This window comes from Catenuloplanes nepalensis, assembly GCF_030811575.1.
GTDB classification, from domain to species: domain Bacteria; phylum Actinomycetota; class Actinomycetes; order Mycobacteriales; family Micromonosporaceae; genus Catenuloplanes; species Catenuloplanes nepalensis.
The window spans coordinates 4,242,505-4,259,434 of sequence record NZ_JAUSRA010000001.1 but is presented as its reverse complement, the minus strand read 5'-3'; the positions used below and the strand labels follow the sequence as shown (position 1 = coordinate 4,259,434).

Below are 16,930 nucleotides of genomic sequence, written 5' to 3'. Positions count from 1 at the left end.
CACATCGGTGTGAAGGTCAAGCCGGAGGCGGGCATGCGGATCGGTGAGCTGGCCCGGGCGACCGGCGTGAGCGGGCGGCTGCTGCGCTACTACGAGGAGCAGGGCCTGCTGCGGCCGGCCCGGCGAGGCAATGGATACCGCGACTACGCGCCGTCCGACGTGACCACGGTCTTCCACATCAGAGCGCTGCTCGCGGCCGGGCTGCCCACCACGGTCATCGCCGCGGTGCTGCACTGCGTGCACGGCGACGCCACCCATCCGGTGCCGTCCCCGTGCCCCGGCCTGGTCGGTCACCTGACCCGCGAGCGCGCCCGCATCACCGCCGCGATGACCCGCCTGGCCGCGGAACGCGACGCCCTCGACGGCCTGCTCTCCGCCGCGGACCGGCCCGCATAGCGCACGTGGCATCGTGCCCGCTTTTTGTTAGGCCGGTGATATGTCGTGGCTCGTAGCATCGGGGCGTGCGGGTGCTGGTCGTTGAGGATGAGGTGTTCCTGGCGGAGGCGATCCGGGACGGGCTGCGGCTGGAGGCGATCGCGGCCGACGTCGCGGGGGATGGGGATGCGGCGCTGGAGATGCTGGGGGTCAATGCCTATGACGTGGCGGTTCTCGACCGGGATGTGCCGGGGCGGTCGGGGGACGAGATCGCGGAGTGGATCCTGGCGTCGGGCAGCGGGATCCCGATCCTGATGCTGACGGCGGCGGACCGGCTGGACGACAAGGTGTCCGGGTTCGCGCTGGGGGCGGATGACTATCTGACCAAGCCGTTCGTGCTGCGGGAGCTGGTGCTGCGGCTGCGGGCGCTGGATCGGCGGCGGGTGCGCCGCCGGCCGCCGGTGTGGGAGGTGGCCGGGTTGCGGGTGGATCCGTTCCGGCGGGAGGTCTATCGGAACGGCCGATATGTGGCGCTGACCCGGAAGCAGTTCGCCGTGCTGGAGGTGCTCGTGGCCGCCGAGGGCGGGGTGGTGAGCGCGGAGGAACTGCTGGAGAGGGCGTGGGATGTGAATGCGGACCCGTTCACCAACGCGGTGCGGATCACGATCTCCTCGCTGCGGAAGCGGCTCGGTGAGCCCGGGATCATCGAGACCGTGGCCGGGGTCGGTTACCGCATCGACGCGCTGCCGTGACGCCGTGGATCGCGGCCCCGTGAGCGGTGACGCCGTGAGCAGGGAGCCTGGGCTGAGCGTGCGGCTCAAGCTCGCGCTCAGCTATGCGGGCTTCCTGATGGTCGCCGGTGGGCTGCTGCTCGCGGTCGTGTGGGTGTTCCTCCTGCGGTACGTGCCGCAGCCGCCGGCCTGGTCGCCCCGGCCGGGCCCGCACAGTCCCACGCGGTACGAGTTGCTTCACGCGTTCGCGCCGCGGGCCGCGGTCATGGCGGTGTTCCTGCTGGTGTTCGGGCTGGTGGGCGGTTGGATACTGGCCGGCCGGATGCTGGCGCCGCTGACCCGGATCACGGACGCGACCCGGACGGCCGCGACCGGGTCGCTGGGGCACCGGATCCGGCTGCCGGGCCGGGGCGACGAGTTCCGGGAACTGGCGGACGCGTTCGACGCGATGCTCGAGCGGCTCGAGGCGCACGTCGGCGAGCAGCGGAGGTTCGCGGCGAACGCGTCGCACGAGCTGCGGACACCGCTGGCGATCACGCAGGCGATGCTGGACGTGGCGCGCGGGCATCCGGAGCGGGTCACCGGGGAGCTGATCGAGCGGCTGTATGCGGTCAACGGCCGGGCGATCGGGCTGACCGAGGCGTTGTTGCTGCTCAGCCGCGCCGATCAGCGGTCGTTCGCCCGGGAGCGTGTCGACCTGTCGCTCGCGGCGGAGGAGGCGTCCGAGACGCTGCTGCCGCTGGCGGAGGAGCACGGCGTCACCGTGGAGGTCGCCGGGGACGTGGTGTACGTGTCCGGGTCGGACTCGCTGCTGCTGCAGGTGACGATGAACCTGGTGCAGAACGCGATCGTCCACAACGTGGCGGGTGGCGGCTTCGTGCGGATCGGGACGGAGGCCCGTGCGGGGACCGCGGTGCTCACGGTCGAGAACAGCGGTGCGGTGCTCACGCCGGAGGTGGCCGCGACACTCACCGAGCCGTTTCAGCGAGGAAACGAGCGGGTGCGCGCCGCCCACGCCGGCACCGGGCAGGCAGGAACCGGCCGACCCGGAGCCGGGTACGCCGGTGTCGGGCACGCCGGTGTCGGGCTCGGGCTGGCGATCGTTGCGGCGATCGTTCGGGCGCACGATGGGACGCTGGCGCTAGTCCCGCGGGGGGAGGGTGGCCTGCTCGTCGTGGTGCGGCTTCCGGCCGGTGGGTGACCGGGGTTTGCGGGACCAGTCGCGGAAATGGAAGGGAGGAGCGCCAGCGACGACCGGTGCCCAATGCCACTTAGCTTAAGTTGACCACGGATTCCTGCCTGCGCCCCGCTGGCGTGCGTGCGACGCCCGCCGGCCCTTCTCTGTCACTCACACCCCTTGGACTGACTCTGTTGCCCAGTCCTTTCGGGCCGGGGAGCGCGAGCCGACCCGGCCCGCTCGCGGCGATCGGGCCCTGCCCGCCCGAAATATCGGCTCTTGTGACGGATGTGTGGGTGGTTGGTGGTCATCTATTGGGGAGGGTGGGGCGGTGGCCGCCGAGGTGGAGCATGGCGAGGGCGATGATGGGTTCGGGTGAGTGGAATCCGAAGCCTCTGCGGATGATGAGCCGGATTTTGGTGTTGGTGGATTCGATGAGGGCGTTGGATAGCCGGTGGGTGATGGCGGCGATGATCGGTTCGCGGTGGTGGGTGATGGAGCGGGCGAGGGTGGTGAAGGGGGTGAGGCGGCTGCGGCGGGCCCAGGAGATCCATTTGTCGAGGGCTTCGATGGCTTCGTCGGGGTCGCGGCGGGCGATCGTGAAGACGGTGCGTAGGCCTTCTTTCAACGCCCAGGCGCGGTAGAGGGCGGGCTGGGTTTTCGCGATCCAGTCGAGTTGTTCGCGTTGTCCTTCGGTGAGGGTGTCGGGGTTTTTCCAGAGGGCCCAGCGGGCGTTCTTGAGGGTTTTCACTGCGCCTTTGGGCCGGTCGTTGGGGTTCGCGGGTCGGGTTCCCTGGGCGGCTTTGCGGATCTGGTTCCAGGTGGTGCGGCGTTGTTCGTCGAGGGCTTTGGTGGCCCAGGCGACGATGTGGAACGGGTCGGCGCAGCGGATTGCTTGTGGGCAGTGGGTGGTGACGGCTTGCCGGATCCAGGCGGCGGCATCACTGGTGACGTGGGTGATTCGGGCGCAGCGGTCGGGTCCGAGTTGGGTGAAGAACTCGGTCAGGGTGGTGGCGTCGGCGCCGGGTGCGGCCCAGACGAGGCGGCCGGTGTCGTGGTCGACGATGACGGTGAGGAATTTGTGTCCTTTGCGGTAGGAGATCTCGTCGATCCCGATCCGTGTGAGGCCGTTGAGCAGGTCGGTGTGTTGTGCGGTGTCGGCCCAGACCCGGGCGACGATCGCCCCGACGGTCCGCCATGCGATGCGCATCAACTGGGTGACCGCCGACTTGGAGCAGGTCGTGGCGAGCCAGGCCACGGTCTGGTCGAAGCCGAGGGTGTGCCCGGCATGGTGCCGGGCCCACGGGACGCCGGCTACGACGATGCCGTGCTCGGGGCACGAGACCCGTGGGGCGTCCGCTTCGACGTAGGCGATGATCGTGCCGAGGTCCAGGGCCCGCCACCGCCGCCGGCCGGAACCCTGGTCATAGCCCGGACTACGACGGCCGCAGAGCCCGCACCGGCGACGGTGCCCCCGGGCCGGCCGCACCGACGCGACCAGCAGATTCTGTTCCTCGTCGAACTCGACACGCTCAACGACAGCCTTCTGGAGTCCGAGCATCCGAGCCCATACCCTGGCATCACGCACGCCGTTGACCTGCACTTTCTACGCTCTGACTCTAGTCAAGACAGAACGTAAGCAGGCCAACGGCGTGCGCTACCCCAAACCCCCAAAAACACCCACACAAACGTCACAAGCACCGAAATATCGCTACATCCCACCCTCCGGCGCGCACCACAGGCCGGCGAGTCGGCACCGCTGTGGCCTGAGTGATCAATCAGGTGAGCAAAAGGTAGATCAAAAATCGAAGTTGATCGCTTTTTTGCTCACCTGATTGATCACTCAGGCGCCGGGCCCGAGGCCGTCAAGATCTCCCGGCCCCGCCAGCAGGACGCTTGCCCGCTTCATCGGGAGATTTCGGGCACGAGGCGCCGGGTCCCCGCCGGAAGGGGGCCGACCCTGCCCGCCCGCGGTGTTCCGGCGCCCGGAGGCCGCGTGTGATTCGCGTGCCGACAGCGAGTGGGTCACGGAACCCGGATCGGGCTGAGGGCATTCATGCTGGTCGCGGGAGTGCGACCGGCGCCCGGAGGCCGCGTGTGATTCGCGTGCCGACAGCGAGTGGGCCACGGAACCCGGATCGGGCTGAGAGCATTCCTGCTGGTCGCGGGAGTGCGACCGGCGCCCGGAGACCGCGTGTGATTCGCGTGCCGACAGCGAGTGGGCCACGGAACCCGGATCGGGCTGAGAGCATTCCCGCCGGGAGTGCGGCCGTACCGCGGCTCCTCCAAGATCAAAATAGGCTGAGTGGCATTGGGCTGGTGCCCGCGGGAGGGGCAGCGCGCGTTCGTCTACCCGTTCACGGACGACGGCGGGCGGCGCGAGGAGTTCGCGTTCAAGCTGCTCGCGCTGCAGGACAGCCCGGACGGCGCGATCGTGCAGGCGTCGCCGCAGGCCGTGCTGCTCTATCTCAGCGGGCTGGACCTGGACGTGGACGACGCGGAGGCGGCGTTCTCCGTGGTGCTCCAGCGGCAGCTGCGCGACCGTCGGTTCGAGGCGGCCGGGCGGACGGCCGCGCAGGCCGAGCGCGTGTCGGTGGCGATGGCCGCGTCGTTGACGGACCTGATGGAGGCGACCCGGCGGGACGTGCGCGCCGTCGACTGGACGGTCGACGTGCCGCGCCGGCTGGAGCGCGCCCGCGAGCACGTCGAGTCGCGCGTGGCCGAGGACGCGGAGGTGCTCAACCACGTGGCGGCCGGCATCGACACCGAGACGGACGCGGCCGTGCGGCAGGCGTCCGGCGAGCTGGTCGAGACGCTGCGCCGGATCCGCCGGGTGCACCTCGATCTCGCGTCCCGGGTGGGTGCGGCACACACCGTCTTCATCCAGGCTCAGCTCAGCGAACTACGTGGCGTTCCTGGACCTCCAGCGCCGCGTGGCCGCGGCGAACGGCATCCAGCTGATCTTCCTGTCCGGGCTGGGCGACATGCGCGCGGTGGGCCGGTTCCCGAACGTGGTGCGCATGCGCAACACCCAGAACCAGGGCCGGTCGTACGCGCAGGTGGTGGACCGCGACCTGAACGAGGACGCCCTGACCGCCACGATCACCACGGCCCGCCTGACGCTGCCCCGCCAGGAGCGGCTGCTGTAGGCCCGGATGTTTTTGCACGCCCGAATGGCTCGCGGGGGCGGCCGGGGCGGTGGCGGGCGTGGTTGGCTGTGTGGCATGGGTGTTGTGGTCGAGAACGGAGAGCTGTACTGCGAGACCGCGGGAGCGGGGCGGGATCTGGTGCTGCTGCACGGTGGTGGGCTGGACGCGTCCATGTGGGACGGGCAGTTCGAGGACCTCGCGGCGGACCATCGGGTGACGCGGTTTGACGCGCGGTCGCACGGGCGGTCGACGGCGGCGCGTGGGGATTATCGCGCCTATGAGGATCTCGCGGCGGTGCTGCGTGAGGTGAGGGCGGAGCGGCCGGTGCTGGTCGGGCTGTCGCTGGGTGGGCGGACGGCGATCGACTTCGCGCTGGCGTACCCCCGGGTGCCGTTGACCTTGGTTTTGGTGTCGACCGGGGTCAGTGGGATGACGTTCGCGGATCTGTTCACGCTGGAGTGTCAGCGGGCGCAGGCGGATGCGGCGGCGCGGCGGGATGCGGACGGGTTCGTCGAGGCGATGCTGCGGGCGTGGGTGGACGGGCCGCATCGGGCGCCGGGGGATGTGCCGGCGGCGATGCGGGAGAAGTGTGCGGCGATGATGCGGGACGGGCTAGTGCGGCTGTCGGTGGAGGCGACCGGGCGGATGATCGAGGTGGGGGCGGTCGATCGGCTGGCGGAGCTGCCGAAACCGCTGCTGACCGTGGTGGGTGCGCTGGACACCTCCGACATCCGGGGCGTGTCGGACGAGCTTGCGGCGTGCGGCGCGGAGCAGGTGGTGATCGACGGGGCGGCGCACACGGTCAACATGGATCGGCCCGAGGCGTTTCTGGAAGTGCTCCGGGGGTTCCTCGCTAAGGTTTGATCATGGGTGTCTCCGACTACATCGCCGGTCTGCGTGCGCGGATCGGGCATGACCTGCTCATGTTGCCGAGTGCCAGTGCCGTGGTGGTGAACGACGCGGGGGAGCTGCTGCTGGAGCGGCGCAGTGATGACGGGCGGTGGTCGATCCCGTCCGGGGTGATCGATCCGGGGGAGCAGCCGGCCGAGGCGGCGGTGCGCGAGGTGCTGGAGGAGACCGGCGTGCGGGTGACCGTGGAGCGGCTGGCCGGGGTGGCGATGCATCCGACGCGCTACCCGAACGGTGACGAATGTCAGTACCTCAACCTGTGGTTTCTCTGCCGCCCGGTGCCGGGGGAGGATGCGGCGCGGGTCGCGGACGACGAGTCGCTGGAGGTGGGGTGGTTTGCGCAGGACGTGCTGCCGCCGCTGAACGACTACGAGCGGCTGCGGATCGAGACCACGATGCGGGGTAGCGAGACGGCCTGGTTCGCGCCGGCGGGCGAGCGGCTGGCGGCGCTAGGGTTCGATTGATATTGCCCTGTGTCGATGTAATACTCCTGGAAGCGCTCCCATCGTGTCCGTGCGGGAGCTCCGATCATGGGGCTCGCCGCGACCCACCATGACGCCCTCCGGGAGATCGACGTATGAGCAAGCATCGAACAAGTTCACTGTGGATGGTCGCCGTCGCGGTGATGGTGGCCGGGCTTCTCGGCCTGGCGGCGCCGGCGAGCGCCGCGGCCCCGGCCACCATCACCGCCGTCACCGTCGGGTGGGGGCACACCTGCGCGATCGGCGGCGACGCCTCGCTGTGGTGCTGGGGCAGCAACTCCAGCGGCCAGCTCGGCGACGGCGGCACGACGGCCCGCGGCGTGCCGGTCGCCATCGCCGGCGCCTGGACCGCGGCCGACGCGGGCACCGGGCACACCTGCGCGGTCCGCACCGACGGATCACTCTGGTGCTGGGGCAACAACTTCCGCGGCCAGCTCGGCGACGGCACCACGACGACCAGAACCGCGCCGGCACGGGTCGGGGACGTCACCACCTGGGCGAGCGTAAGCGCCGGCGACAACCACACGTGCGCCACCCGTACCGACGGGTCGCTGTGGTGCTGGGGTTTCGACCGGCACAGCCAGCTCGGCCAGGGCGGATCCGTCTACGTCTCGACGGTCCCGCTGCGGGTCGGCACCGCGACCAGCTGGGCCACCGTGACGACCGGGTTCGCGCACACCTGCGCCACCCGCACCGACCGGACGCTGTGGTGCTGGGGTGACAGTTCCAGCGGGCAGCTCGGCATCGGCACGCTCGGCTACCGGACCAGCCCGGCACAGGTCGGCACCGCGGCCACCTGGAACGGCGTGACCGCCGGATACACCTTCACCTGCGCCACGCGTACGGATGCGTCGCTGTGGTGCTGGGGCGAGAACGGCTACGGGCAGCTGGGCGCGAACGTGCCCTATCAGACCGCGCCGCTGCAGGTCACCGGCAACACCTGGGCCGCGGCCGGGGTCGGCTTCGACACGACGTGCGCGTCCCGCACCGACGGGAGCCTGTGGTGCTGGGGCCACAACGGCCAGGGCCAGCTCGCCGACGGCACCACCACGCACCGCAACGCGCCGGCGCGGATCGGCACGGCCACGACCTGGACGACCGCGCTCGCGGTCGGCTACCACGGCTGCGCCATCCGCACCGACGGCACGCTCTGGTGCTGGGGCAACAACGGCAGCGGCCAGCTCGGCGACGGCACCACCGTCCGCCGCACAACTCCGGTGCAGGTCACGTTCCTCTGACCGCCACCCGGACGGCGGGCCGCGTCTCGGCCCGCCGTCCGGCGCTCTCCATGCGCAGCAGTCGGTGGGTCCCCCGGACGATGGTCGTGGGACGGCCACGTGGCGGGACCCCGGCCATCTATCCTGTGCGGGTGGGAAAGGTGACGGCATGGCATACCAGCCGATGACGTTGGCGCAGCTCGCGACACGCGTGCGGCGCCAGCCCGACGAGGCGATCCGGTGGAAGCACTTCTGGGAGTTCCAGGAGGAGTATCGCTGGGAGCCCGCCGATGTCCAGACGCGCCTTCTGATCGAGGAGCCCGAGCCCGTCGGCGATGATCGCTGGGATGCACTGCTGGCGGCCATGGCCGAGCACCTTGCCGCCCAGCATGATCTGGCACCGCCGGCATGGACCCGGTCACGCACGCTGCGTACGCCGTGGTTCCCGGCCGAGCTGCCCAGTCAGCGCATGGAAGCGCTGGTCTGGGCCCCGGCCGCGTTCCGCAAGCACGGCGTCTACCTCTCGGCCCGCGACCTCGAGGCCGCATGAGTACCGGAGACGGCCTGCTCGGCCGTGCGGAATTGGAACGGGCGTTCACCGCACTCGGTGAACGCTTGGTCGCTCGCGGGGTTGTCGCCGATCTCTTCATTGTCGGTGGTGCTGCAATGGCTCTCGCATACGACGCCAACCGCGTGACACGCGACGTCGATGCTCTGTTCGTCCCGCACGGCGTTGTTCTTGACGAGGCCCGCAAGGTCGCGGAGTCGCTCGACTTGCCGTTCTGGTGGCTCAATGAGCAGGCCAGCTCCTACATCTCCGGTCAGGATGATCCCGCGAAGCGGAAGGTGTTCGACCATCCGGGCATCCGCGTCATGGCGGCCTCGCCTGAGCACGTCCTTGCGATGAAGGTGTTCGCCGCACGCAGCCGCGACGTTGCTGATCTGCGCACGCTGGTAGCGATAACCGGTGTGACCGGCGTTGAAGAGGTTCTTGAGCTCTGCGCTCGGTTTTTCCCGAGTGAGGAGCTCGGCGCTCGGGCACGAGGGGTCCTGGAAGATCTATTTGCCCCGGGTGAGTAGCGGGTTCAGAACTCCTGGTGCATCAGGTGGAGGCCGATGCGGCCGAGGGTGGGGTGGGTGAAGGCGCGGGGGACGGTGGCGAGGACGGTGAAGCCGAGGCGCCGGTAGAGGTGGACGGCGGCGTGGTTGGACTCGACGACGGCGTTGAACTGCATGGCGGCGTAGCCGTTGGTGCGGGCCCAGGCGAGGGCGAAGCGGCACAGCGCGGTCCCGACGCCGGTGCCGCGGGAGTCCGCCGCGACCATGAAGCTCGCGGTCGACACGTGCGCGCCGGGGCCGGGGCGGTTCGGGCCCATCTTGGCGGTGCCGAGCACCCGGTCGCCGTCCACGGCCACGACGGTCAGGCCCGGTGGCGACTCGATCCACATCGCGCGGGCGGCCGGTGAGGACATGCCCGGGTCGTACGGGAAGGTCTCCTGCGCGGTCACGACGTCGTGGATGATCGGCCACACGCCGGGCCAGTCGTTGTCCTCGAAGGCGCGCACTCGCATCGCGGTAGGGTAACCCGGTGGCCGGCGAGATGCTCACCGCGATCACCTCGCTCGGCGGGGTGCTGCTCGGCGGTGGTCTGTCCTATCTGGTGCAGCACAGCACGCAGCGGATGAGCGTGCGCGCGGAGCAGCGGCGGCAGGAGACCGAGCGGGCCGAGGCCCGCCGCGCGGAGCGGCTCACGCACCTGGAGCGCTTCATCGCGGTGGCGGCCGAGGCGGAACGGGCCGCGTTCGAGCGGCCCGGCGACTGGTCGGCCGGCGACCCGTGGCCGACGGCCGCGCAGGACACGATGCACCGCCTCTGGGTCGCCGAACGCATGCTGCAGGTCCTCTACCCGGCCGAGGTGCACACCGCCGCCCGTGTCTACTTCGTGCGTCTCAACCGCGCGGTCTGGGACGGCGTGGCCTCGCTGGACGATCTCTACGCCGAACTGGACGACCTGCGCGGTACCTTCCTGACGACGGCACGGTCCATACTGGAGCGGTGAGCGACAGGGATGAGCTGACCGTGCTGCCGGGCGAGGAGGCGGTGCGCCGGCGGATTCACATGTACTTCGGGGTGGGCCGGGGCGATCCGCGGCTGCCGACCATGGTGTTCGGCGAGGTCGTGAAGCAGGCGTTCCATCCGGGTCGGGACAGCGCGGCGGCGCACGTGTCGCGCGTCGTCGCGGAGATCACCGCTGACCTCGTGTTCACGGTGACCGACGACCAGGCGGACACGCTGCCGCCCGGCCACGACCTGCCGCTGTTCACCGGCCATCCGCTGATGGACCGGAGGCTGCGGCGTGGCGTCTATCTCGACGCGTCGACGATCTGCACACACGTCGACGTCGAGGTGTGGCGGGACGGCCGGGGATTTCGGCTCACGCTGGACGGCTACCGCCCGATCGCGCCGCCGGAGCCGTTCACCGCACCTGCCGGGGCCGGCACGAGGGCGACGTTCTTCCTGGACGAGGCGTTCACCGGCCGCGCCGCGATAACGCTCGATCCGATGCTGCTGGACCTGCACTATCCCGACTGCGGCGAACGGCCGGACGGTGTCGTCCTGCGGGACCTGCGGGGATGAACGCGTAAAGGGTTGCCGGGGAGGGAGGGGCGATGGTCAGTGAACTGGCGGAGAGCTACGATCCGCTCGGCGTGCATCTCGCGGATCCCTATCCGTTCTACGCGGAGGCGCGGCGACGCGAGCCGGTGTTCTACTCGCCGCGGCTGGACGCCTGGGTGGTCACCCGGTTCCGGGACGTGGACGCGGTGCTGCGGGACTCGGCCGGGTTCTCGTCGGCGAACAGCCTGCGGCCGGTGCGGCCGCTGTATCCGGGGACGTTCGCGGTGCTGGCCGAGGGCTACCCGCAGAAGCCCGATCACATCACGTCGGACGGGCCGGCGCACCACCGGCTGCGCGTGCCCTACACCCGGCATCTGACCGCGCCGGGGCGGATCAAGGCGCTGGAGCCGGGGATCCGGGCGCGGGCCGGTGCGCTGATCGACGCGTTCGAGGACACGGTGGACCTGGTCGGGCGGTTCGCCTCGCCGCTGCCGGTGGCGACCGCGGCCGAACTGTTCGGCCTGTCGGCGGAGGACGCCGAGGCCGCGCGGGCCGGCAGTGCGGCGCTGTTCCGGCTGGGCGGCGCGGACTCCACCGAGGCGGAGGAGGCGGCCGACGCCCGTACCGCGCTGGGTCTGCAACGGGTGATCGCCGGCTACGTGCGCGCCCGGCGTGCCGTACCCACCGGGGATCTGATCAGTGATGTGGTCGCGGCGCTCGCGCCGGGCGACGCGCCGCTGACCGCGGACCAGGAGGCGGAGATCGTCGGGACGATCGGCAGCACGTTCGGCGCGGCGCACATCACCACCACCGACCTGATCGGCAGCGTGGTCCGGCTGCTGCTCCAAGCTCCTGACCAGTGGAAGCCGGAGCTGCTGCCGAACGCGGTCGAGGAGACGCTGCGGTACGAGTCACCGGTGCCGACGATCTTCCGGCTCGCCACCCGCGCGGCCACGATCGGTGGCGTGGACGTGCCCGAGGGCGCGGACGTGCTGCTGGTGTTCGCGTCCGCGAACCGGGACGAGGAACGCTTCCCGGACGGCGACCGGTTCGACGCGACCCGCACGCCGTCCCGCCACTTCGGGTTCGGTGCCGGCGTGCACACCTGCGCGGGCGCGGGACCGGCGCGGGCCCAGGCACGGATCGCGCTTGCGATGCTCCCGCACCTGAGCCCTGCCACGGACCAGCCCATCGCGGTACGGCGATCGATCAACGTGCGCGGACCGCTCATGCTGCCGGTGCGCCGGTAGCGGGCGGCGGGCCCCCGTAACGGGGGAAACGGGAGCCCGCCGCGATCAGAGGACCGTCCACTCCGTACGGACGGCCGGGCCGGACGGAAGGCGGGTGCAGACGAACCGGGACGGGCCGGGGCGCACGCCGGTGAGCGTGAACCGGCCCAGCGCGTCCGCGACCGTCTCGGCCGTGCCGCCCGGCTGCTCGAGGCGGACCCGGGCCGGGCCGGGCGGCACGACCTGGCCGAGGACGCGCAGAGCCGTGCCGGTGCCGGCGACCTCGGCCTCGATCACGGTGCCGCCCGCCTCGAACGTGAGCAGGCGGGCCGCGTCGCCGCGGACCGCGGCCTCGGTCAGCAGGCTGTCCGCGGTCAGCCGGGCCAGGTCCGCGTCGATCGTGCGCCAGCCGAACGCGTCCCGGGCCGCGGCGAGCACCGCCTCGGGCACCGGGTCGACCCGGTCGAACATCGCGGCGAGCCGGTCCAGGTCACTCATCGCCGTCCGCCGTCCGCAACTCGGCGCGCAGCGCGTGCAGGCACCGGGCCCGGGTCGGGCCGAGACTGCCGATCGGCACGTCCAGCGCGGCCGCGGCAGCGGAGTAACCGGCCGGCTCGATCACCAGCAGCCGCAACAGACGCTGGCAGCGGTGCGGCAGCCGGTCGAACGCACGCCACAGCTCGCGGTCGCGCTCCTCGGCCAGCACGCCGTGCCACGGCGGCGGCTCGTCACCGGCGTCCGTGTCGTCGAGGTCGGAGAGCGGCACGTCGGACCGGCGGCGCAGCACGGCCAGCGCCTCACGCCGGGTGGTGGTGCCCAGCCAGGACGCGAGCGCGCCCGGATCACGGATGCCGTCGAGGTTCTCCACCAGCCGCAGCCAGACGGCCTGGCTCACGTCGGCCGCGTCCGCGTCACCCAGCCGGAAACCGCGGGCGATCGCCCACACCAGACGTCCGTACCGCTCGACCAGGACGTCCCAGGCCGCTCGGTCGCCGGCGGCGGCCGCGTCGACGACCGCCGGAAGGTCCGTCGTCACGACATCGAGCCTAAACCCGCGGGTGTACGAAAGGGGAGTCACGATCCGGCCACCGGGTAGCCGCCGATCGTGGCCGCGGCGTCCGCGGTCACCCGGTCCAGCGCGGCCGGCGCGGACAGCCCCGCGGCCATCCCGGTCGCGACCTCGGCCACCACCCGCGGCGTCGCGAACGACGTGCCGCTCCACAGCGCCCAGCCGGACGGGAACGCGTCGTGGTCGATGAACGTGCTGTGCACGTCCTCGCCGCGCGCGGCCACGGTCACCCACGCGCCGGTGTTGCTCCACCCGCACACCCGGGTCCCGTCGTGCGCCGCGACCGCGGCGATCCGGTCCGCCCAGCCCGGTCCGCTGCGCGCGAACGCGGCCGGCCAGAACGGATCCGCCGCGTTGCCGTCGTTCCCGGCCGCCGCGACCACCACCCGATCGGGTACGGACAGCGCGTTCTCCAGCGCCACCCGCAGCCCGATCGGCGGCCGGTTGCCGGGTGTGTAGCCGCCGAGCGACAGGTTCACCACGGACACGGACGCGTCCAGCGCGTCCAGTGCCTCGATCAGCTGCAGCTCGGTGCAGAGGCCGAACGTGTCCAGGACGCGGTGCACGCTCAGGCGTACCCGGCCGGTGTGCGCGGCGATCACGCCCGCGATGAAGTTCGCGTGGCCGACGTCGCCGTCCAGCACGCCGTCGGAGTCCACGTCCGTCGCGGTCTCCACGTCGACGTCCGCGGTCAGGTATCCCTGCGGCAGCCGGCTGGCCGGCCACAGCCCGGTGTCCACGATCGCCACGTGTACCGGCGACTCCCCGGCCGGCGCGGCGAGCGTGGCGGCCGCGGCCGGCTGCGGCGGCCCGAACGGCCCGCCGTGGTTGAACGGCGCGCTGAGCAGCACGTGGTTCGCGGCGACCACGTCCGCGCCGGCCGGCAGCCGGCCGTGCACGGTGCGCACCAGGTCCGGCACGTCCAGCCCGGCCGCGCGGTAGCGGCGCAGGCCCGGCGTCACCTCCTCGTCACCGGTCGCGGTGAGCGTGCCGCGGTTCTCGGACAGGTAGCGCTCGACGGCGCGGCGCTCCTCGTCGAGCACGAGGAGTTCGCCGGCGACGTACCAGGCGCGGGCCCGGCCGGTCGTCGGCGCGGACCGGAGCGTGGGCAGGCGGCGCAGGCGCTCCTGGCGGCGGGCGTGGTACCGGGAGATGCGGTCGTCGGACGGGGGCATGGCTCATGACCTCCAGCTCGGGTGTGGACTCGCGGAACGGGAGTCGTGCTCCGGCTCGGCTGATACGCATCGACCGGTGTCGCATTTGTGGCACGATCGGGGGCATGGTCGATGCTCTGGACCTGGTGACGGCCGACCCCCGGCGCGCGACGCGGCTGGCGCTCGAGGCCCGCCGCTCGGCCCGGCGCGCGGCCGACCCCGGCGCGGAGTCCACCGCGGAACGCGCGCTCGGCCTGGCCGCCCGCGAACTGTCCGACGCCCCGGCCGCGCTGCGTCACCTGCACCGGGCCCGCCGGGTCGCCGCCCGGGCCGGCCTCGCCGAACGCGCTGCCGAGGCCCGGATGAGCCTCGCGCTGGTGCTGGCCGAGGCCGGGCGTCCCCGGGCCGCGCTGCGCGAGATCGACGCGGCCGTGCCGGTGCTGTCCGGGCTGCCGGGTGCGCGGCTGGCGATGCAGCGGGCGCTGATCCTGGACCGGCTCAGCCGCTTCGACGAGGCGATGGCCGGATACACGACAGCGGTGGCCGCGTTCCGCCGCGCCGGGGACCGGCTGTGGCAGGCACGGGCGCTGACCAACCGGGGCGTGCTGCACGCATACCGGGGCGGGCTGCGCGCGGCCGAGGACGACCTGGTCGCGGCCGAGACGATCTACGCGGAGCTGGGGCAGGACCTGGCGGTGGCGCAGGTCCGGCACAACCGCGGTTTCGTGGCCGCCCGCGCCGGCGACGTGCCGGGCGCGCTGCGCTGGTACGACCTGGCCGGCGAGTACTTCGCGCGCACCGGGCCGTCCGCGGTGGCGCTGATGGACCGCGGTGAGCTGTTGCTGCGGGCCCGGCTGTTCCCGGAGGCGCGGACGGTCGCGGAGGCGGCGGTGGCGGCGGCCCGGGACAGCCGGATGCGGCTCTTCGAGGCGCAGGCCCGGCTGCTGCTGGCGGAGGTCGCGCTGGACACCGGCGACACCGCCACCGCCCGCACCCAGGCGGAGACGGCCCGCCGCTCCTTCCACCGCCAGGACCGCCCGGCCTGGGCGGCACTCGCCCGATATGCGGCGTTGCGCGCCACCGCGCCGGGAATCGTCGGCTCGCGTGCCGCCGCGCCGGGTGACGCGGGTACCGGCGTCGCGCCGCCGGCCGTCACCCGTGCTGTCGCCGCTCGTGCCCGTGCCGTCGCCGCGGATCTGGCCGCGGTCGGCTGGCCGGCGCCGGCACTCGATGCCCGCCTCTACGCCGCCACGATCACGCCCGACCGTGCCGCCGCGGCCGGTGAACTTCGCCTGGTCCGCGCCGACGGCCGGCGCGGGCCGGCGGAATTCCGCGCCCGCGCCTGGCACGCGGAGGCGCTGCTGCGCGACGCCGCCGGTGACGCGGCCGGGGCGCGGCGGGCCGTGCGCGCCGGGATGGACGTGCTCGACAGCTACCGGGCCGCGCTCGGCGCCACCGAGCTGCGCGCGCTGGCCAGCAGCTACGCCGGAGATCTGGCCGCGACCGGGCTGCGCCTCGCGCTCCGGTCGGGCCGGGCACGGTCGGTGCTGTGGTGGTCGGAACGGGGCCGCGCCGCCGCGCTGCGCCTGCCCGAACCCGCGCCGGCCGGCCGTCCCGAACTCGCGGCTGATCTCGCGGATCTGCGCCGGGTCTCCGCCGAGGCGGGCCTGCCCGGCGCCCGGGGCGGTGCGCTGCTGCGCGAACAGCGCGTGATCGAGGAGCGCATCCGCCGCCGGAGCTGGCACACGCCCGGCACCGCCGCCGCCCGCCCGATCTCGCTGGAGCGGCTGCCGTCGGTGCTCGGGGACCGTACCCTCGTGGAGATCTTCGATTGTGAAGGGTTGTTGCACGCGGTGATCGTGTCCGCGGCCGGGGCCCGGCTGCGCACGCTGGGGCCGGCCGGCGAGGTCACCGCCGAGCTGGACGCGCTGCGGTTCGCGCTGCACCGGCTGGTCCGCCGGCACGGCACCGCGGCATCGCTGGCCGCCGCGTCCGCCGCCGCCCGTCTCGCGGCCGGGCGCCTCGACGACGCGCTGTTCGGCCCGATCCGTGACCGGCTGGCGCCGGGTCCGCTGGTGCTGGTCCCGGCCGGCGCGCTGCACGCCACCCCGTGGGCGCTGCTCGCGACCTGCCACGGCCGGCCGGTCACGGTCGCACCGTCCGCCTCGATCTGGTTGACCGCCGCGACCTCGTCCCGGAGCACCGCGACCCGCCGCGTCCTGGTGGCCGGCCCCGGCCTGCCGCACGCCGAGCACGAGGTGCACCGCCTGGCCGAGCTGCTGACCCCGGACACCCTCCTGACCGGGCGGTCAGCGACCGCGGAGGCTGTGCTGCGGGCGATGGACGGCGCCGCGCTGCTGCACATCGCCGCGCACGGCCGGTTCCGCGCGGACAACCCGATGTTCTCCGCGCTGCGGCTCGCCGACGGCCCGCTCACCGTCTACGACCTCGAACGTCTCGCCCGCCCACCGGCCACGGTCATCCTCTCCGCCTGCGATTCCGGGCTCTCCGCGGTCCACCCCGGCGAGGAGTTGATGGGCCTCGCGGCCGCGCTCCTGCGCCGCGGCACCCGTGCGGTCCTGGGCAGCGTCCTCCCGGTCGCCGACCGTCCCAGCCTGGACCTGATGCTCGGCCTCCACCGCCGTCTGCCGGCCACGCCACTCGCCACCGCGCTCGCGGCCGCCCAGACCGCGGCCATGCCGTCAGACCTCGACGACCGCGCCGCCACGGCCGCCGCCTTCACCTGCTTCGGCGCCGCCTGAGAACCCGGCGATCCCTTTCCGCTCCCGGCGTGGTGCGGCCCTCACACCCGAAGCGGGCAA

19 protein-coding genes are annotated in these 16,930 nt (G+C 72.7%); 13 read left to right on the top strand and 6 right to left on the bottom strand.

The features are described from left to right. The first annotated feature begins 9 nt into the window (after nucleotides 1-9). From J2S43_RS18220 to J2S43_RS18210, 3 genes are all read left to right on the top strand, one after another. Nucleotides 10-396 (top strand): MerR family transcriptional regulator, encoded by a 387-nt coding sequence (locus J2S43_RS18220; RefSeq protein ID WP_306830748.1) that lies wholly within the window; start codon nucleotides 10-12, stop codon nucleotides 394-396. Nucleotides 397-461: 65 nt separating this feature from the next. Further along, nucleotides 462-1,127, top strand: coding sequence for a response regulator transcription factor (locus J2S43_RS18215; RefSeq protein WP_306830746.1), 666 nt, complete (start codon nucleotides 462-464; stop codon nucleotides 1,125-1,127). 34 nt (nucleotides 1,128-1,161) lie between these two features. Next, nucleotides 1,162-2,307: a sensor histidine kinase gene (locus J2S43_RS18210; RefSeq protein ID WP_306830744.1), complete on the top strand. Its 1,146-nt coding sequence runs from the start codon at nucleotides 1,162-1,164 to the stop codon at nucleotides 2,305-2,307. Nucleotides 2,308-2,590: 283 nt separating this feature from the next. On the opposite strand, the gene J2S43_RS18205 is transcribed toward J2S43_RS18210, so the two are convergent. Then, the gene (locus tag J2S43_RS18205; RefSeq protein WP_306839327.1) at nucleotides 2,591-3,871 is read right to left on the bottom strand and encodes an ISL3 family transposase; all 1,281 of its coding nucleotides are present in this window, start codon (nucleotides 3,869-3,871) and stop codon (nucleotides 2,591-2,593) included. 875 nt (nucleotides 3,872-4,746) lie between these two features. Continuing rightward, entirely contained in the window at nucleotides 4,747-5,166 is a 420-nt protein-coding gene (locus tag J2S43_RS18200; RefSeq protein WP_306830742.1) for a hypothetical protein, read from the bottom strand. 23 nt (nucleotides 5,167-5,189) lie between these two features. On the opposite strand from J2S43_RS18200, the gene J2S43_RS18195 reads away from it, so the two are divergent. The 6 genes from J2S43_RS18195 to J2S43_RS18170 all read left to right on the top strand — a co-directional run bounded on the left by J2S43_RS18195 (nucleotide 5,190) and on the right by J2S43_RS18170 (nucleotide 9,120). After that, the gene (locus J2S43_RS18195) at nucleotides 5,190-5,432 is read left to right on the top strand and encodes a hypothetical protein (RefSeq protein WP_306830740.1); all 243 of its coding nucleotides are present in this window, start codon (nucleotides 5,190-5,192) and stop codon (nucleotides 5,430-5,432) included. A 75-nt stretch (nucleotides 5,433-5,507) separates the two neighbouring features. Beyond that, a complete protein-coding gene (locus J2S43_RS18190; protein WP_306830738.1) occupies nucleotides 5,508-6,296 on the top strand; it encodes an alpha/beta fold hydrolase in 789 nt (262 codons plus the stop codon). A 2-nt stretch (nucleotides 6,297-6,298) separates the two neighbouring features. Beyond that, on the top strand, nucleotides 6,299-6,805 hold the full coding sequence (locus J2S43_RS18185) for an NUDIX hydrolase (protein WP_306830731.1): 507 nt from the start codon (nucleotides 6,299-6,301) through the stop codon (nucleotides 6,803-6,805). 113 nt (nucleotides 6,806-6,918) lie between these two features. Next, nucleotides 6,919-8,061 (top strand): RCC1 domain-containing protein, encoded by a 1,143-nt coding sequence (locus J2S43_RS18180; protein ID WP_306830728.1) that lies wholly within the window; start codon nucleotides 6,919-6,921, stop codon nucleotides 8,059-8,061. A 148-nt stretch (nucleotides 8,062-8,209) separates the two neighbouring features. Beyond that, nucleotides 8,210-8,590 carry a hypothetical protein gene (locus J2S43_RS18175; protein ID WP_306830727.1) on the top strand — a complete coding sequence of 127 codons (381 nt, stop codon included), beginning with the start codon at nucleotides 8,210-8,212 and terminating at the stop codon, nucleotides 8,588-8,590. Further along, nucleotides 8,587-9,120, top strand: a complete 534-nt coding sequence (locus tag J2S43_RS18170; protein WP_306830725.1) for a DUF6036 family nucleotidyltransferase — start codon at nucleotides 8,587-8,589, stop codon at nucleotides 9,118-9,120. Before J2S43_RS18175 ends, J2S43_RS18170 begins: the two co-directional genes overlap by 4 nt. A gap of 5 nt (nucleotides 9,121-9,125) precedes the next feature. Here J2S43_RS18170 and J2S43_RS18165 read toward each other — a convergent pair whose 3' ends face one another. After that, a complete protein-coding gene (locus J2S43_RS18165) occupies nucleotides 9,126-9,611 on the bottom strand; it encodes a GNAT family N-acetyltransferase (RefSeq protein ID WP_306830723.1) in 486 nt (161 codons plus the stop codon). Nucleotides 9,612-9,628: 17 nt separating this feature from the next. Between J2S43_RS18165 and J2S43_RS18160 the strand changes: the two genes are divergently transcribed. From J2S43_RS18160 to J2S43_RS18150, 3 genes are read left to right on the top strand one after another with little or no spacing between them, the layout of a single operon-like run. Then, complete coding sequence (locus J2S43_RS18160) at nucleotides 9,629-10,099, top strand: hypothetical protein (RefSeq protein ID WP_306830720.1); 471 nt, start codon at nucleotides 9,629-9,631, stop codon at nucleotides 10,097-10,099. Beyond that, nucleotides 10,096-10,677 carry a hypothetical protein gene (locus tag J2S43_RS18155; protein WP_306830719.1) on the top strand — a complete coding sequence of 194 codons (582 nt, stop codon included), beginning with the start codon at nucleotides 10,096-10,098 and terminating at the stop codon, nucleotides 10,675-10,677. The genes J2S43_RS18160 and J2S43_RS18155 overlap by 4 nt, the downstream gene beginning before the upstream one ends. Nucleotides 10,678-10,709: 32 nt before the next feature. Then, on the top strand, nucleotides 10,710-11,906 hold the full coding sequence (locus J2S43_RS18150; protein WP_306830716.1) for a cytochrome P450: 1,197 nt from the start codon (nucleotides 10,710-10,712) through the stop codon (nucleotides 11,904-11,906). A 45-nt stretch (nucleotides 11,907-11,951) separates the two neighbouring features. On the opposite strand, the gene J2S43_RS18145 is transcribed toward J2S43_RS18150, so the two are convergent. The 3 genes from J2S43_RS18145 to J2S43_RS18135 are packed head-to-tail and all read right to left on the bottom strand — an operon-like array spanning nucleotide 11,952 to nucleotide 14,129. Continuing rightward, nucleotides 11,952-12,383 (bottom strand): hypothetical protein, encoded by a 432-nt coding sequence (locus J2S43_RS18145; protein WP_306830714.1) that lies wholly within the window; start codon nucleotides 12,381-12,383, stop codon nucleotides 11,952-11,954. Continuing rightward, nucleotides 12,376-12,921 carry an RNA polymerase sigma factor gene (locus tag J2S43_RS18140; RefSeq protein ID WP_306830713.1) on the bottom strand — a complete coding sequence of 182 codons (546 nt, stop codon included), beginning with the start codon at nucleotides 12,919-12,921 and terminating at the stop codon, nucleotides 12,376-12,378. The genes J2S43_RS18145 and J2S43_RS18140 overlap by 8 nt, the downstream gene beginning before the upstream one ends. A 38-nt stretch (nucleotides 12,922-12,959) precedes the next feature. After that, complete coding sequence (locus J2S43_RS18135; RefSeq protein ID WP_306830711.1) at nucleotides 12,960-14,129, bottom strand: S8/S53 family peptidase; 1,170 nt, start codon at nucleotides 14,127-14,129, stop codon at nucleotides 12,960-12,962. A gap of 104 nt (nucleotides 14,130-14,233) precedes the next feature. Between J2S43_RS18135 and J2S43_RS18130 the strand changes: the two genes are divergently transcribed. Next, nucleotides 14,234-16,870, top strand: a complete 2,637-nt coding sequence (locus tag J2S43_RS18130; RefSeq protein ID WP_306830709.1) for a CHAT domain-containing protein — start codon at nucleotides 14,234-14,236, stop codon at nucleotides 16,868-16,870. Nucleotides 16,871-16,930: the final 60 nt, after the last annotated feature.

Bases quoted from the DNA above. Each gene is read 5' to 3' on its own strand.
- J2S43_RS18200 (WP_306830742.1), bottom strand. From the start codon at position 5,166: ATGAAGACGGTGTGTGCCGCACCCACCCGGGACGCGAGATCGAGGTGC.
- J2S43_RS18190 (WP_306830738.1), top strand. From the start codon at position 5,508: ATGGGTGTTGTGGTCGAGAACGGAGAGCTGTACTGCGAGACCGCGGGA.
- J2S43_RS18185 (WP_306830731.1), top strand. From the start codon at position 6,299: ATGGGTGTCTCCGACTACATCGCCGGTCTGCGTGCGCGGATCGGGCAT.
- J2S43_RS18180 (WP_306830728.1), top strand. From the start codon at position 6,919: ATGAGCAAGCATCGAACAAGTTCACTGTGGATGGTCGCCGTCGCGGTG.
- J2S43_RS18175 (WP_306830727.1), top strand. From the start codon at position 8,210: ATGGCATACCAGCCGATGACGTTGGCGCAGCTCGCGACACGCGTGCGG.
- J2S43_RS18170 (WP_306830725.1), top strand. From the start codon at position 8,587: ATGAGTACCGGAGACGGCCTGCTCGGCCGTGCGGAATTGGAACGGGCG.
- J2S43_RS18165 (WP_306830723.1), bottom strand. From the start codon at position 9,611: ATGCGAGTGCGCGCCTTCGAGGACAACGACTGGCCCGGCGTGTGGCCG.
- J2S43_RS18150 (WP_306830716.1), top strand. From the start codon at position 10,710: ATGGTCAGTGAACTGGCGGAGAGCTACGATCCGCTCGGCGTGCATCTC.
- J2S43_RS18145 (WP_306830714.1), bottom strand. From the start codon at position 12,383: ATGAGTGACCTGGACCGGCTCGCCGCGATGTTCGACCGGGTCGACCCG.
- J2S43_RS18135 (WP_306830711.1), bottom strand. From the start codon at position 14,129: ATGCCCCCGTCCGACGACCGCATCTCCCGGTACCACGCCCGCCGCCAG.
- J2S43_RS18130 (WP_306830709.1), top strand. From the start codon at position 14,234: ATGGTCGATGCTCTGGACCTGGTGACGGCCGACCCCCGGCGCGCGACG.